This is a genomic window from Kitasatospora acidiphila, from assembly GCF_006636205.1.
Lineage (GTDB): Bacteria > Actinomycetota > Actinomycetes > Streptomycetales > Streptomycetaceae > Kitasatospora > Kitasatospora acidiphila.
The window spans coordinates 274,875-289,293 of sequence record NZ_VIGB01000003.1; the positions used below are offsets into that span (position 1 = coordinate 274,875).

Genomic DNA, 14,419 nt, shown 5'->3' on the forward strand with positions numbered 1-14,419 from the left:
GCGCGGGCGACCCGGTAACCGGCCGCCCGCGCACCGTGATCAGCCGAGCTGCTGCGGCAGGGCCCCCTCGCGCACCAGCAGGAACTCCTTGCGCTCCAGCCCGCCCGCATAGCCGGTGAGCGCGCCGGTCGCGCCGACCACCCGGTGGCACGGCCGCACCAACAGCACCGGGTTCGCCCCGATCGCGGCGCCGACCGCCCGGACGGCCGCGCGTGGCGCCCCGATCTGCTCGGCGAGCCGCCCATAGGTCGTGGTGGCGCCGTACGGAATGGCATCGACGGCCTGCCAGACCCGCTGCTGGAACTCGGTGCCCTCGGCGTGCAGCTCGATGGTGAACTCGGTCACCTCGCCCGCGAAGTAGCCGCGCAGCTGCTCGGCGATCCCGGCGAAGGCCGCCGGATCGTCCACCCAGCCGTCCTGGACGACGGCGGCGCGCTTCTGCCCGGTCATCGACAGCGAGCGCAGTGCGACCCCGCCCGGCGCGGCGCCGTCCCGCTCGCCGACCAGCAGCAGCGGACCGAGCGGACTGTCGACGGTGGTGTGGACGATGCCGCCCACCTTCGCGCCCGCCTTGGTGCTCGTCTTCGTGCTCGACTGAACGGTGCTGCTCACAGCGGTCTGCCTCTCTTCCTGCTGATCCTGCTACCCCTCTACTGTGCCGCCCTCCGAGGGCCGGCACCGGCGGATTTCGGACCTGGCATTCTGGTAAGGGCAAGTGTGATTCTCACTTTTTGATCACAATCACTTCACCGGTTACTCTCGATTGAGGTTCAAATTCGAACCAGCCCTGGCGTCCACCTCCGACGTCACCACCGAGGAAGCCGAGGAACAGGATCGAGATGGCCAAGCAGCCCCGCGACAAGCAGCCCGCCGACCGGATAGCCGACCGCCGGGCCAAGGCGGCCGCCGCCCGGCAGGCCGAGCTGAAGGCCGAGCGCCGGCGCCGCCTGCTGGTCCGCTCGGCCGTCGGCGCGCTGGCCCTCGCCGTGCTCGGTGGGGTCGGCGCCGCGGTGGCCTCCCAGAGCTCCGGCTCGCACGGCAGCACGGCCGCCGCGATGCCCGCGCATCCGCGCACCACCGCCGACGGGCGGACCAGCGCGGCCCCCTGGAACGCACCGGCCGACGCGAGCGCCGCGGTGGCCGCCGCCGGCCTGCCGATGCTGAGCAGCGAGGGCACCGCCGAGCACATCCACACCCACCTGGACGTCTACGTCGACGGCAAGCAGGTCACCGTACCGGCACTGCTCGGCATCGACGAGAGCGCCCAGCAGATCAGCCCGCTGCACACCCACGACACCAGCGGCGTGATCCACATCGAGTCCCCGGTGCAGACCGACTTCACCCTGGGCCAGTTCATGACCGAGTGGCAGGTCTCCATGTCCGCCGACCACATCGGCGGCTCCACCACCGACCAGACCCACGCCCTCACCGCGTATGTGAACGGCAAGGCGGTCTCCGGCGACCCGGCCGCGATCGTGCTGCACGCCCACGACGAGATCGCCCTGGTCTACGGCACCGCGGCGGAGAACTCCCAGGTCAACGTCCCCAACAGCTACGCCTTCGCCGCCGGACTGTAAGCCTGGGGCCGGTAATCCGGGCCCCGCCTCAGAAACCGGTCGCGCCGTCCGGCCGCTCCCGCAGCAGGTCGGCGTGGCCGTTGTGCCGGGCGTACTCCGCGACCGTGTTGATCAGGATCCAGCGCAGTGTGACCGGCTCGCCGGTCATCGGGGCCGCGGCCAATTCGTCCAGCGACCGGGCGGCGGCCACGACGGCCCGGGACCGCTCGCACTCGGCGCGCCAGACGGCCAGATCGGCGGCGAACTCCGCGCCGCCGAAGTCGAAGTCCAGGAACGCGGTCGGCAACTCCCGCTCACCACCCACCCTGGGCAGCGGCTCGCGGGTGTCCGGACCCCCGCTCCAGCGGGGCGAGAGGTTCTCGACGGGGATCCCGTTCATGTCCGCGAGTGTGACACGTGCCACTGACAACGCCCCGACTCCCGGTTGTCACACCCGCCGCCTAGCGTCTGATCCGTGCTCACCGCGACCGCCCTGCCGCTCTCCCTACCCGACGACCTGATCGCCCTGCAGCAGCAACTGCTGTGCGCCGACCGGGCGGTGGGCGACTATGCGCTGGCCGTGCGCGATCGCCGCCGGGCCGCCTTCCCCGCGCCGCACCAGGCGGTCCAGCGCTGCACCTGGGCGGCGGCGGAGCAGCGGGAGTTCGACCGCCTGTGGGCGGAGTACGAGCGGGCCGGCGCCGCCCTGCGGGCGCACCCGGTGCTGCTCCGCGCCCGGGTGCTGGGGATCGAGCCGGCCGCGTTGCAGGCGCTGCGCCGGGCCACCGCCGGGTGCTGACGGACGGTCAGGTCAGCTATCGGCCGGACGCGGGCTGACGCCGCGCCCGAGGGTGCGGGTCACGCGGATCTCGATCACCACCCGCTCGGGGTTCGGTCGCGGCGTGCGGTAGCGGCGGGCGTATCGCTCCTCCGCGTCGGCCACCTCGGCCGGCTCGGTGCGCAGCACGGCCCGCCCCTCCAGGGTGGCCCACCGCCCGCCGTCCACCTGGCAGAGCGCGACCCGGGCGCCGTCCGGGCCGGCTGCCGCCACATTGCGCGCCTTGCGGCTGCCCGCGCTGGTGATCACCCGGGCGATCCCCGTCTCCGGGTCGAAGGTGGCACCCACCGGAACCACGTGCGGGGTGCCGTCCGGCCGCAGCGTGGTCAGCGTGCAGATGTGGCGCTCGACCCAGAAGGCCAGGAACTCGGGAGACAGTGCAGGGGCGTTCATGCCCTCACCCTAGCCAGCCGCGCACGCAGCGGGCCCTCGGGCACCGCCCCCAGGAAGGCGCGGCCGTTGGCCTCCAGCACGGCGGCGTCCATGCCGTTGTCCAGCGGGAACCGGACCGGGTCCGGCTGCGCCATGTCGAACGGGTAGTCGCTGCCGCAGACGATCCGGTCCGGGGAGGCGTGGGCGCGCAGCAGGCGCAGGGTCTCGGGGTCATGGGCGGCCGTGCCGAAGCGGACTGGCCGGCCGGGCTGCTCCAGGTCGGGTGGCGGGCCATCAGCAGCGCCTGTCGAAAGCGCAGCTGACCCCGGGGGCAAGCAGCACCTGCTGGTCCGTTGGCAGAGCCGCTGCCAGGCTCGGCCCGTGACGACGATTCAGGACCAACGTCCCCACTCCCCCGGCCGCCGATCCCGGCCCCGCGCGGAGGCGGTGCGGGTCGCCGCCCGCGCCGCCATGCACACCGGGACCGGCGTGGTGGTCGTGGCGCTGGCCGTGGCGGCGTTCGCCGGCCGGGGCACGCCCGTGGCTCACGGCGCCTGGACCACGGCCGCGGGGGCCGGCGCGGTCGGCGTGCTCGCCGGGCTGCTCCGCACCGCCCTCGGGTCCTGCCGGCCTGCCCGGCGGCACGGCGACCTGTTCGGCTCGCTCCTCTGCGCCGTCCTCATCTGGGTCTTCGCCGCGACCTTCGCGTTCAGCTGGAGCTACTTCTGGTACGCCCGCGCGCTCGACCGACACGCCACCCTCAAGGTCACGGCAACGCTCTCGCACTGCGTGGACGGTGGGGACGGCAACCTGTGCACCTACCACTGGCTGGTCGACGGACGCGCCTACAGCTCCCGGGACGCAGCGGCCCAGGCCTGGCCGGACGGACACCGCGTCACCGTCCGCATCGACCCGGCCCACCCCGGTCACCCGGCCCAAGTCACCCGCGGCTACTGGGCGCTGTGGATCGGCGTAGCCGTCGGCGCCGTGGGCACGCCGGCCGCCGCCCTGGCGGGGTGGGCCAACGAACCCGACCTGGACCGGTGGTGACGCGGCCCGACTGCGAGGTTGGGCGTTCCGGCGGGGCATGTCACGCGGTTGAGCCGCGCGGCGCCCCGGCCGACCGGCCACCGACGCGCCTTCCGGAAGGTCAGGCGCGCAGCACCCGCACGCCGCGGGCGGTGATGGCCTTCTCCTGCGCCTCGTCGAGGACGTCGTCGGTGACCAAGTCGTCGATCTTGTCGAGCGGGCAGATCGTGGCGAAGGTCACCCGGCCGATCTTGGTGTTGTCCGCGACGACCACCGAGCGGGCGCTGCTGCGCAGGAAGGCCCGGTCCGTGTGGGCCTCCATCTCGTCGTGCGTGGTGCAGCCCTCGCTCGCGGTCAGGCCGTCCACGCCGATGAAGGCGATGTCCAGGTGGTACTGGTCCAGCATCCGCTCCGCCGCCGGTCCGACGAGTTCGTAGCTGGCCGTGCGGGCGTTTCCGCCGACGACCACCAGCCGGATGTCGGGCCGGACGATCAGGTCGGCCGCGATGTTGACCGCGTTGGTGACGATGGTGATCCCGCTGCGCTCGGCCAGCGCATGGGCGATCTCGGTGACCGTGGTGCCGCCCGTCATGCCGACCACGGCCCCGTCCGGGACCAGCGCGGCGGCGGCGAGGGCGATCCGCCGCTTCTCCTCCTGCTGCCGACCGGCCCGGTGACGCAGCGGCAGCTCCAGGTTGACCGCACCGGTCATCGCGCCACCACGGGTGCGGTGCAGCAGTCCCTGCTCGTGCAAGCTCTGCAGATCTCGACGGACGGTCGCCTCGGACACGCTGAGCAGTTCGGTGAGGACGTGCACATCCGCGCTGCCTTCCTTGACGATGTAGTCAAGAATGCGCGTGGTTCGATCAGCTTTGAGCATGTCGGGAGTGTAGCTCCAGGTAGGCGCGGTGCCGGTCGCGGTCCGCTTCGGCCCTGCGGGTGGGCCGGGTGGGAGGTCTGCGGCCCTGTGCGGCACCGCAGACCTCCCACCCGGAGTGTCAGATCGTTGTCAGGTCAGGAGGCGGGCGGGGTGCTGAAGGGGGCGGCCCAGGTCTGGTTGGTCTGGATGGCGCTCGGTGCGGCGCCGCAGTCGTAGAGGTCGACCGGGGTGCCGGGCGCGGTGGTGGTGCCGCTGTAGACGTCGAGGCACTGGCTGGTGCCGGCGAGCTTCAGGTTGCCGTCCCGGTTGTAGGTCCAGGTCTGCCGGCCGGGGGCGGAGCCGCAGGGTGCGACGCCGACCCACTGGCCGGACTTTCCGTTGATCGCTCCGGTGGTGGTGCCGCTCTGCGCGGTGAGGCAGAGGTTGGAGGTGCCGTTCTGCCGGAGCTGGACGGAGCCGTCGGTGCCCAGCTGCCACTGCTGGTTGGAGCCGCCGGTGCAGTTGTAGACGTCGACCGGGTTGTCGGTGCCGGTGCCGGAGCGGTAGTTGTCCAGGCAGAGCGAGGCCTTGCCCCAGTCGTCGCGCGAGGCGGTGATCTGGCCGCGCGGGGTGACGGTGCCGCAGCCGTTGTGCGGGGTGACCTTCAGCATCGCATTGTCGTGCGAGCCGATGGTGAGCGGCACGCTGCCGGTCGAGCTGCTGCTGCTGTGCGCCCACAGGTCGCGCACGTCGTAGCCGCAGCCGGCGCCCACCAGGCCGAGGCTCGACAGGGAGAGCGTGTAGTTGGCGGACGTCGCGCCCTTGTTGAGCACCACGACTGCCCGGCTGCCGTCGGCGAGCGGCTTGACGACGACGTCGATGCCGCTGGTCGCGGCCGGCGAGCCGTCGGCGTTCGCCCCGCCGCCGGACACCCGGTAGCCGCCGGCGCCCAGCGGGTCCTGGTCGACCGCGATGACCTCGGGGTTGCCCAGGATCGCCACGGAGGCCTTCAGGTGCGCGGCCTCGCTCGGGTGGGCGGCGATGTAGGCGGGCTCGAACTTGCGGGCGTCGGTGGAGATCACCAGCGGGGCGGCCAGCGAGGAGAAGAGCGCCATCTGGCTGCGCTCCTCGGCGGTGGTCATGCCGTTGTCGCCGATCAGGAGCATGTCGGCGTCGTTCCAGTTGCCCGGGCCCTGGTAGCGGCTGAGCTCCAGGGTGTTGTCGAAGCTCTGGTAGGCGCCGAAGTTGTAGCCACCGCTGGGCAGCGCCTGGTTCCACGGGTCCTTGCCGTCGCCGTAGTTCCAGATGTCCGGGCCGACCCGCCACAACTGGCCCAGCCCGCGCACCGAGTTCAGCGAGGCGAACTTCTCCGAGCCGTTGCCGTAGGCGGCCGGCGCGGAGATGTTGAACATGACGTTCGGCGTCGGGGTGCCGGCGTTGTTCGCGTTGGTGACGGCGGTGTTCAGGTCGCCCGACATCCGGGCGTCGAGCGTCTGCATCGGCTCCTGTTGCCCGCAGTTGTCGTACTTGAGCTCGTCGACCCCCCAGGAGACGAAGGAGTTCGCGTCGTTCTGCTCGTAGTACTCGCTGCCGTTGGGCAGGTTGGGCGCGGTCGGCGCGGCGGTGCTGCAGGTGTGCGTGCCGGAGGTCTCGTAGATGCCGAACTTGGCGCCGAGGCCGTGCAGGTAGGCGCCGTAACCGCTCAGCTCGTAGTCGAAGCCAGGCTGCCGGGTGGTGTCGCGGACGTCGGTGGCGCCGCCCCAGTTGAGCGCGCCGTGCAGGTAGCCGGAGCTGTTGCGGTACATCCAGCAGTCGTCGACGGTGACCGTCTTGTAGCCGGCGCCGATCAGCCCCGCGTCGGACAGGCCCTTGGCGTTGTCCTCCATGTACTGCTGGAACGAGTAGTTCAGCGGGTTCGACCTTCCCCCAGCCTCCGGCTGGGGGGACCCCCATAGCGGGGCCTGCGGCGTGCAGGTGGCGCGCGCCCAGTTGTTGAAGCCCATCGGCGGGACCGGCGCGATCGGGGTGTTCGGCGTCGCTGCGGAGGAGAAGTTCGCGGCCGGCTGGCTGACGCCGTCGTTGGCGGTCGCGGTGCCGGTGCCGAGGAGGCAGCCGGCCGGGATCAGTGCCACGGTCAGCGCGGCGAGCAAGGGTCTGCGGAGCGTTCGGATTGCCACGGGGGTGGGCTCCTTGGGGCGAGGGTGGTTGCCGAGCGGCACTGCCGGGCCGCGGTCGGCGACGGCTCGTCATGGGCTGTCGGCGCATTGAGCCGAAGGGTCCTGTCATGGACAGGGACGCCTGACGAGTGGGTGACATAATCTGCGCACTAGAAGGACCGCGTCAACAGGAACGCGCAGAGGGCCAGTCGGGTGCGACGCCTCGTCACGCGATGCCACCGGCCGCCCTGACGCTCCGTCTGCACTGGGTGGCGAGCACCCGAGGAGCGACGGACGCCCTCGGCCGCAGCAGGTCAGCCGGGCGTCGATCGCGGTTCATCGCAACGGTCCCGTAACGACATCTGGACCTGGCAGCCCGCCTCGTGAATACTTCGCGGACGGCAAGGGCTTTCGGAACTGCTCGAACTCTCAGGACTTTGTGCAAGATTGCGCAGTTGGTCTCCGAGTTCACGCAGAGCACCTGGCCGGTCGGGCGAGTCGGCGTGCGGGCACGGCAGCCATCGACACGGCTACCCCCAGGACGGTGTTCCCGAGGGCGACTGCCGGCTCTCAAACCCTCACGAGTGGTACCCGATCACGGCGCGGGTCCGCAGGCACGAAGGCGGTAACTTCAGTGAACAAGCGCGTACTTGGTCTCTCGGCGGTCTGTGCGATCGGCGCTCTCGCACTCACGGCCTGCGGCAGCGGCAGCAGCGGCGGCACCGCGAACGGCCCGGTGACCCTCAAGCTCGTCGCGGCCGACTACGGCGACAAGGCGTCCAACAGCTCGACGCTGTACTGGAACGGCGTCGTCAAGGACTTCGAGGCCGCCAACCCGAACATCAAGGTCGACGTTCAGGTGATCAACTGGAACGACATCGACAAGCAGGTCAAGACGATGATCCAGAGCGGCAACATGCCGGACGTCCTGCAGACCGGCGGCTATGCCGACAAGGTCGCCGACAACCTGCTCTACGCCACCCCCGACGTCCTGTCCGCCTCCACCGCGAGCAACCTGATCCCCAGCTTCGCCAAGGCCGGCCAGGTCGACGGCACCCAGTACGGCATCCCGTTCGTCTCCTCGGCGCGCGCCTTCTTCTACAACAAGACGATCTTCGCCCAGGCCGGCATCACCACCCCGCCGCAGACCTGGGACGACGTCAAGAACGACGCCGCGCTGATCAAGGCGAAGGTCCCCGGCGTCACCCCCTACGCGCTGCCGCTCGGCCCCGAGGAGGCGCAGGGCGAGAGCATGATCTGGGAGCTCGGCAACGGCGGCGGCCCCACCGACGGTTCCGGTCACTACGCCCTCAACAGCCAGGCCGACATCGACACCTTCAGCTGGCTGAAGAGCAACCTGGTCGGCCCCGGCCTGACCTACGCCAACCCCGCCACCACCGACCGCAAGACCGCCTTCGCCGACTTCGCCGCCGGCAAGGCGGCCATGCTCAACGGCCACCCCTCGCTGATCCAGATGGCCACCGACGGCAAGGTCGACTACGGCGTGGCGCCGATCCCCGGCAAGACCGGTGCGCTCAAGTCCACCCTGGGCGTGGCCGACTGGATGATGGCCTTCAAGAAGAACGGCCACAAGGACCAGATCAAGAAGTTCCTGGACTTCGCGTACTCCGAGCAGAACACGCTGAAGTTCGACGAGACCTACAACCTGATGCCGGTCACCCAGGACACCCTGCAGGCGATGACCACCAGCGGCAAGCACCAGGACCTGGCACCGTTCTTCGCACTGCTGCCGCAGGCCGCCTTCTACCCGCTGGGCGACACCACCTGGGACACCGTCTCGGCCCAGATGAAGCAGAGCATCGGCACCGCCGTCAGCGGCGACCCGGCCAAGGTGCTGGGCGACCTGCAGAAGAAGGCCCAGGACGCCGTCGCCAACAAGTAGCCCCCGGACGCGGGTGGGGGAGCGCGGGCGCCGGACTGCCGCTCCCCCACCCGCCGCGCACCGCACGCCGAAAGCCGTGCGGCAGGCACTGCCGCACACACACGGAAGGCACCACCCGTGTCCCTCGCCTCCACCGCCCCCAAGGCCCCCGGGCCGAGCCGGGGTGAACCGCCCCGCCGGGCAGCGTCGAAGCCGCGGCGCTCGGGCCTCGACAGGCTGGGCCCGCTGCCCTGGATCGCCCCGGCGGTCCTGCTGATCCTGCTGGTCGTCCTGTGGCCCGTCTACGAGATGGTCCACACCTCGTTCCTGCGGATCAGCAGCAGCGGGTTCGTCCGCGGCTCAGCCGGCCTGGACAAGTACCGCAAGCTCTTCGCCGAGTCCGACCTCGGCCATGTCCTGGTCTCCACGGTCATCTGGACCGTCACCGTCGTCGGGCTGACGATGGTGCTCTCGCTGGCCCTGGCGCAGCTGTTCAACCAGCAGTTCCCGGGCCGTCGGCTGACCCGCTGGGCGCTGATCGCCCCCTGGGCGGCCTCCGTCCTGATGACCGCCATCGGCTTCAAGTGGATGCTCAACCAGACGGCCGGTGTGCTCAACACCGCGATGACCGACCTCGGCCTGATCAGCGGTCCCCAGGACTGGCTCGGCAAGCCCTCCACCGCCTGGCCGTGGATGATGTTCGTCGCCGTCTTCGTCTCGCTGCCCTTCACCACCTACACCCTGCTGGCCGGGCTGCAGACCGTCCCCGGCGAGGTGTACGAGGCAGCTCGGGTCGACGGCGCGTCCACCTGGCAGACCTACCGCAAGATCACCCTGCCGCTGCTGCGACCGGCCTTCCTGGTCGGCGTGGTGATCAACCTGATCAACGTCTTCAACTCCTTCCCGATCATCTGGGGCATGACGCAGGGCGGACCCAGCAGCGCCACGGCCACCACGACGGTCTTCATGTACCAGCTGAAGGACACCGACATCGGCGAGTCCGCAGCCATGTCGGTGGTCAACTTCGCGCTGGTCGTGGTCATGGTGCTGGCCTTCCTCAAGGCCAGCCGCTGGAAGGAGGACGAGAGCTGATGAACCGTCAAGCAGCTTCCATCAAGCCGAGGTTGCGGCCGCGCACGATGGTCGTCGCCGCCATCGCCTGGTTGCTCGCCGGGGTCTTCCTGCTGCCGTACGCCGAGATGGTGATCACCGCGCTGCGGCCCGCCGACGAACTGCGCGACCCCGGCTACCTCCCCCACCACTTCGCCTGGTCCAACTTCATCGACGTCTGGCGCGACTCCACCCTCGGCGACAACCTGCAGGTCACCCTGCTGGTGGCGGCCGGCTCCACGCTGCTGGCCCTGCTGGTCGCACTGCCCGCCGCGTACTACACCGCGCGGATCAAGTACCGCGGCCGCAAGTACTTCCTGCTGCTCGTCCTGGTCACCCAGATGTTCCAGCCCACCTCGCTGCTGGTCGGCCTGTACCGCGAGTTCTTCCAGCTCGACATGCTCAACTCCGTCTGGACGCTGATCCTGTGCAACGCCGCCTTCAACCTGGCGTTCGCGATCTGGATCCTCACCGCCTACATCTCCTCGATCCCGGTGGAGTTGGAGGAGGCCGCGATGATCGACGGCCTCGGGCGGCTCAGCGTGCTGCGCCGGGTGGTCCTGCCGCTGGCCATGCCGGGCGTGGTCACCGCCGTCATCTTCACCTTCATCTCGGCCTGGAACGAGTTCGTGATGGGCCTGACCCTCTCGACCGTCCCCAGCAGCCAGCCGCTCACGGTCGGCATCAACAGCTTCATCGGGGACTACACCGTCCAGTGGAACTACCTCTTCGCCGGATCGGTCATCGCCATCCTGCCGGTGGTCGTCCTGTTCGCCTTCATCGAGCGCCAGGTGGTCTCCGGACTGACCGCCGGCTCGGTGAAGTAGCCACCGCGCCGACGCCCCGACTCCCGCCCCAGCCCGATCCGCTCCGAAGGAGCCCCCGCATGACCACCGCCACGCCCTCCCGCACCTCAGTCGAGATCGCCTCCCAGCCCGCCTGCTGGCGCCAGGCCGCCTCCTCACTCACCCGGCACGCCTGTGCCCTGCCCCGCCGGGGCGAGCGCGTCGCGGTCATCGGCTGCGGCACCTCCTGGTTCATGGCCCAGGCCTACGCCGTGCTGCGGGAGAGCGGCGGCCACGGCGTCACGGACGCCTTCGCCGCCTCGGAGTTCCCGCAGGGGCGCGGCGGCTACGACCGGATCCTCGCCATCTCCCGCTCCGGCACCACAACCGAGGTGCTGGACCTGCTGGGCCGGGCGCGCGCCGCGGGCGTGCGCACCGCCGCCATCACCGCCGACCCGGCCACCCCGATCATGACGACCGCCGATGACGTCGCGGTGCTGGACTTCGCCGACGAGGAGTCGGTGGTGCAGACCCGCTTCGCCACCACCGTGCTCGCCCTGCTCCGCGCCCACCTGGAGGCCGAGGGCGCGCTGCCGGCCGGCGTGCACACCCTCGCCCGGGCCGCCGACGACGCCGAGCGGGCCATCGGCACCCCGCTGGCCGCCGAGGTGTGCGGCGCCGAGCAGATCACCTTCCTGGGCAGCGGCTGGACGTACGGGCTGGCCCTGGAAGCGGGGCTGAAGATGCGTGAGGCGGCCGGCGCCTGGACCGAGGCCTACCCGGCCATGGAGTACCGGCACGGGCCGATCAGCATCACCCGGCCCGGGCGCGTGGCATGGATGTTCGGCTCGCTGCCGCCCGGCCTGGCCGGTGACATCGAGCGGGTCGGCGGCATCCTGGTCGCCGACTCGCAGGACGCCGCTGGGGACTTGGACCCGCTGGCCGACCTGGTCCGGGCCCAGCGGCTGGCGGTCGCGGTCGCCGAGGCTCGCGGCTACGACCCCGACCGGCCGCTGAACCTCACCCGGTCGGTCGTGCTGGACGACGCCGATGCATGAGGGCCCGGACCCGGGCGACTGCGTGATCGCCCTGGACGTCGGCGGCACCGGCATGAAGGGCGCGCTGCTGGACCGCAGCCTGCGGCCCTTGCAGACGGTGCGCCGGGCGACCCCCAGGGGCGCCGGCCCGGACGCGGTGGTGGACGAGATCGCCGCCACGCTGCGCGCGCTCGCCCAGCAGGCGGCCGGACTCGGACTGACGGTCCGGCACAGCGGGGTCGTCGTCCCCGGCATCGTCGACGAGGACCGCGCCCGCGCCGTCTACTCGGCCAACCTCGGCTGGCGCGACCTCCCGCTCGCCGACCTCCTCGAACAGCGCACCGGACTGCCCGTGGCCCTGGGCCACGACGTCCGGGCCGGCGGGTATGCCGAAGCCGTCCTCGGAGCCGCGCGCGGCGCGCGCGACGTCCTCTTCGTGGCCATCGGCACCGGCATCGCCGCCGCCGTCATCAGCGACGGCCGCCCGCTGCGGGCCGGCGGCTACGCGGGCGAACTCGGCCACCTGGTGGTCGAGGCCGACGGCGCGCCGTGCGGCTGCGGCGGCCGCGGCTGCCTGGAGACGGTGGCTTCCGCGACAGCCGTCGCCGCCGCCTTCAGCGCGCGCACCGGGCGGGCCGTCGAAGGCTCCGACCAGGTCGCTGCCCTGCTCACGCAGGGCGATCCGGACGCCCAAGCGGTCTGGCAGCGTGCGGCCGAGGCGCTCGGCACGGCCCTGGCGACCGCCGGCACGCTGCTCGGCACCGAACTGATCGTGCTCGGCGGCGGCCTCGCGCAGGCCCGCGAACTCCTCCTCACGCCGGTCCGCGCCGCGCTCTTTGCGCGGCTGACCTTCCAACGCACTCCGTGCGTGGTGGGCGCGGCGCTGGGCGACGAGGCCGGCTGCCTGGGCGCCGGACTCCACGCCTGGCGCGCGGTCAGCGACGCCGCAGTGACCTTCGAGTTGACGGGAAGTCGGACACCGTGATTCTCACCGTCACCCTCAACGCGGCCCTGGACGTCACCTACTTCGTCGACCGCCTGGTCCCCCACAGCTCACACCGCGTCGACGACATCCACGAACGCGCCGGCGGCAAGGGCATCAACGTCTCCCGGGTGCTCAACGCCCTGGGCCGACCGACGACGGTGACCGGGCTCGCGGGCGGCACGACGGGCACCGCGCTGCGCGCCGAACTGCACGAGGCCGGACTGCGCGACGAACTGGTTCCCATCGCGGGCGACTCCCGGCGAACCGTCACCATCGTCTCCCGCGAGGACGGCGACGCCACCGTCTTCAACCAGACCGGGCCGGTCGTTCAACCGGCCGACTGGACGGACTTCGGCACCCGCTACGCACGACTGGTCCGCTTCGCCGACGTTGTCGTGCTCTCCGGCAGCCTCCCTCCCGGCCTGCCGCCCGACGCGTACGCGCAGCTCATCGCGGTGGCCGCGGCGGCAGGAGCCGCTACCGTCCTGGACACCAGCGGCCCGGCGCTGCTGGCCGCGCTGAGCGCCGGGCCCGACGTGGTCAAGCCCAACGCCGCCGAACTCGCCGCGGTCACCGGCTGCCAGGACATCGCGGCCGCGGCCGCCGAACTACGTGCCCTGGGCGCCCGCGCGGTGGTGGCCTCCCGCGGCCCGGACGGGCTGCACGCCCTGACCGCGCAGGGCAGTTGGCGGGCCACACCCCCCGAGCAGCTCAGCGGCAACCCGACCGGAGCGGGCGATGCGTGCGTCGCCGCCCTCGCCGCCGGGCTCGCGGCCGGCGCGCCGTGGCCCGACACCCTGCGCGAGGCCGTGGCGCTCTCGGCTGCCGCCGTCCCCTGTCCCGTCGCCGGCGACTTCGACGCCGAGACCTACCACCGCCTGCGCACCACCGTTCCCGTGGAGGAGATCCATGACGCTCACCCCGACCGATGAGATAGCCCGAGCCGCCGCCGAAAGCACGGTGGGCGTAGGCGCGTTCAACGTCGTCCAGCTCGAGCACGCGCAGGCCATCGTGGCCGGCGCCGAGGCGGCCGGGCGCCCGGTGATCCTCCAGATCAGCGAGAACACCGCCCGCTACCACGGCGCCCTCGAACCGATCGCGCTCGCCTCGCTCGCCACTGCCCGGGCCGCGAGCGTCCCCGTGGCCGTCCACCTCGACCATGCCGAATCGGTCGACCTCGTACGCGAGGCCGTCGAACTCGGCTTCACCTCGGTCATGTTCGACGCCGCCAAGCTCCCCTACGCGGAGAACGTCGCCGCCACCCGGGAGATCGCCGCGCACTGCCGCAGCAGGGGCGTCTGGGTCGAGGCCGAACTCGGCGAGGTCGGCGGCAAGGACGGCGCCCACGCCCCCGGTGTGCGCACCGACCCGGCCGAGGCCGCGGAGTTCGTCGCCGCGACCGGCGTGGACGCCCTCGCCGTTGCCGTGGGCAGCTCCCACACCATGCTCACCCGCGACGCCGTCCTCGACTTCGCTCTCATCTCCCGCCTGCGCGAGGCCGTGCCCGTGCCGCTCGTGCTGCACGGCTCCTCCGGCGTCAGCGACATCGACCTCGCCGAGGCCGTCCGGGCGGGCATGACGAAGGTCAACATCTCCACCCACCTGAACAAGACGTTCACCCAGACCGTCCGCGCGTACCTCGACACACATGCCGAGGTCGCCGACACCCGCAAGTACCTCGGCCCCGCCCGCGACGCCGTCGCGGCGGAGGTGGCGCGGTTGCTGCGGGTCCTTTCCACAATCTGACGCACCCGAACTGCGAGCCCGAACCAGGCAAGCGACCCGGCCCAGCCGCCTCGCGGCCGCCGGG

16 protein-coding genes are annotated in these 14,419 nt (G+C 71.8%); 10 read left to right on the forward strand and 6 right to left on the reverse strand.

Annotated features, from left to right (window positions below; genetic code table 11):
* Positions 1–39: 39 nt before the first annotated feature.
* On the reverse strand, positions 40–549 hold the full coding sequence (locus E6W39_RS02360) for a methylated-DNA--[protein]-cysteine S-methyltransferase (RefSeq protein ID WP_141637492.1): 510 nt from the start codon (positions 547–549) through the stop codon (positions 40–42).
* Between the two features lie 290 nt (positions 550–839).
* On the opposite strand from E6W39_RS02360, the gene E6W39_RS02365 reads away from it, so the two are divergent.
* Positions 840–1,577 carry a hypothetical protein gene (locus E6W39_RS02365; protein WP_141632023.1) on the forward strand — a complete coding sequence of 246 codons (738 nt, stop codon included), beginning with the start codon at positions 840–842 and terminating at the stop codon, positions 1,575–1,577.
* 28 nt (positions 1,578–1,605) lie between these two features.
* On the opposite strand, the gene E6W39_RS42605 is transcribed toward E6W39_RS02365, so the two are convergent.
* On the reverse strand, positions 1,606–1,956 hold the full coding sequence (locus tag E6W39_RS42605) for a mycothiol transferase (protein ID WP_141632024.1): 351 nt from the start codon (positions 1,954–1,956) through the stop codon (positions 1,606–1,608).
* Positions 1,957–2,031: 75 nt separating this feature from the next.
* Here E6W39_RS42605 and E6W39_RS02375 point away from each other — a divergent pair, with 75 nt between their 5' ends.
* A complete protein-coding gene (locus tag E6W39_RS02375; RefSeq protein ID WP_141632025.1) occupies positions 2,032–2,355 on the forward strand; it encodes a hypothetical protein in 324 nt (107 codons plus the stop codon).
* Between the two features lie 12 nt (positions 2,356–2,367).
* On the opposite strand, the gene E6W39_RS02380 is transcribed toward E6W39_RS02375, so the two are convergent.
* A complete protein-coding gene (locus E6W39_RS02380) occupies positions 2,368–2,787 on the reverse strand; it encodes a pyridoxamine 5'-phosphate oxidase family protein (RefSeq protein WP_141632026.1) in 420 nt (139 codons plus the stop codon).
* Positions 2,784–3,101: an amidohydrolase gene (locus E6W39_RS02385; RefSeq protein ID WP_228717918.1), complete on the reverse strand. Its 318-nt coding sequence runs from the start codon at positions 3,099–3,101 to the stop codon at positions 2,784–2,786. Before E6W39_RS02385 ends, E6W39_RS02380 begins: the two co-directional genes overlap by 4 nt.
* 46 nt (positions 3,102–3,147) lie before the next feature.
* Between E6W39_RS02385 and E6W39_RS02390 the strand changes: the two genes are divergently transcribed.
* The gene (locus E6W39_RS02390) at positions 3,148–3,816 is read left to right on the forward strand and encodes a DUF3592 domain-containing protein (protein ID WP_141632027.1); all 669 of its coding nucleotides are present in this window, start codon (positions 3,148–3,150) and stop codon (positions 3,814–3,816) included.
* 100 nt (positions 3,817–3,916) lie between these two features.
* On the opposite strand, the gene E6W39_RS02395 is transcribed toward E6W39_RS02390, so the two are convergent.
* Together E6W39_RS02395 and E6W39_RS02400 are read right to left on the reverse strand one after the other, a co-directional pair.
* Positions 3,917–4,675 (reverse strand): DeoR/GlpR family DNA-binding transcription regulator, encoded by a 759-nt coding sequence (locus E6W39_RS02395; RefSeq protein WP_141632028.1) that lies wholly within the window; start codon positions 4,673–4,675, stop codon positions 3,917–3,919.
* 134 nt (positions 4,676–4,809) lie between these two features.
* Positions 4,810–6,831 (reverse strand): alpha-galactosidase, encoded by a 2,022-nt coding sequence (locus E6W39_RS02400; RefSeq protein WP_141632029.1) that lies wholly within the window; start codon positions 6,829–6,831, stop codon positions 4,810–4,812.
* Positions 6,832–7,444: 613 nt separating this feature from the next.
* Here E6W39_RS02400 and E6W39_RS02405 point away from each other — a divergent pair.
* The 7 genes from E6W39_RS02405 to E6W39_RS02435 all read left to right on the forward strand — a co-directional run bounded on the left by E6W39_RS02405 (position 7,445) and on the right by E6W39_RS02435 (position 14,355).
* Positions 7,445–8,713 carry an extracellular solute-binding protein gene (locus E6W39_RS02405; RefSeq protein ID WP_141632030.1) on the forward strand — a complete coding sequence of 423 codons (1,269 nt, stop codon included), beginning with the start codon at positions 7,445–7,447 and terminating at the stop codon, positions 8,711–8,713.
* Positions 8,714–8,830: 117 nt separating this feature from the next.
* Entirely contained in the window at positions 8,831–9,784 is a 954-nt protein-coding gene (locus tag E6W39_RS02410) for a carbohydrate ABC transporter permease (protein WP_141632031.1), read from the forward strand.
* The gene (locus E6W39_RS02415) at positions 9,784–10,629 is read left to right on the forward strand and encodes a carbohydrate ABC transporter permease (RefSeq protein WP_141632032.1); all 846 of its coding nucleotides are present in this window, start codon (positions 9,784–9,786) and stop codon (positions 10,627–10,629) included. Before E6W39_RS02410 ends, E6W39_RS02415 begins: the two co-directional genes overlap by 1 nt.
* A 59-nt stretch (positions 10,630–10,688) precedes the next feature.
* Positions 10,689–11,645, forward strand: a complete 957-nt coding sequence (locus tag E6W39_RS02420) for an SIS domain-containing protein (RefSeq protein WP_141632033.1) — start codon at positions 10,689–10,691, stop codon at positions 11,643–11,645.
* On the forward strand, positions 11,638–12,609 hold the full coding sequence (locus tag E6W39_RS02425) for an ROK family protein (protein WP_141632034.1): 972 nt from the start codon (positions 11,638–11,640) through the stop codon (positions 12,607–12,609). The genes E6W39_RS02420 and E6W39_RS02425 overlap by 8 nt, the downstream gene beginning before the upstream one ends.
* Positions 12,606–13,541: a 1-phosphofructokinase family hexose kinase gene (locus E6W39_RS02430; protein WP_141632035.1), complete on the forward strand. Its 936-nt coding sequence runs from the start codon at positions 12,606–12,608 to the stop codon at positions 13,539–13,541. Before E6W39_RS02425 ends, E6W39_RS02430 begins: the two co-directional genes overlap by 4 nt.
* Entirely contained in the window at positions 13,519–14,355 is an 837-nt protein-coding gene (locus E6W39_RS02435; RefSeq protein ID WP_141632036.1) for a class II fructose-bisphosphate aldolase, read from the forward strand. Before E6W39_RS02430 ends, E6W39_RS02435 begins: the two co-directional genes overlap by 23 nt.
* The last annotated feature ends 64 nt before the right edge of the window (positions 14,356–14,419 follow it).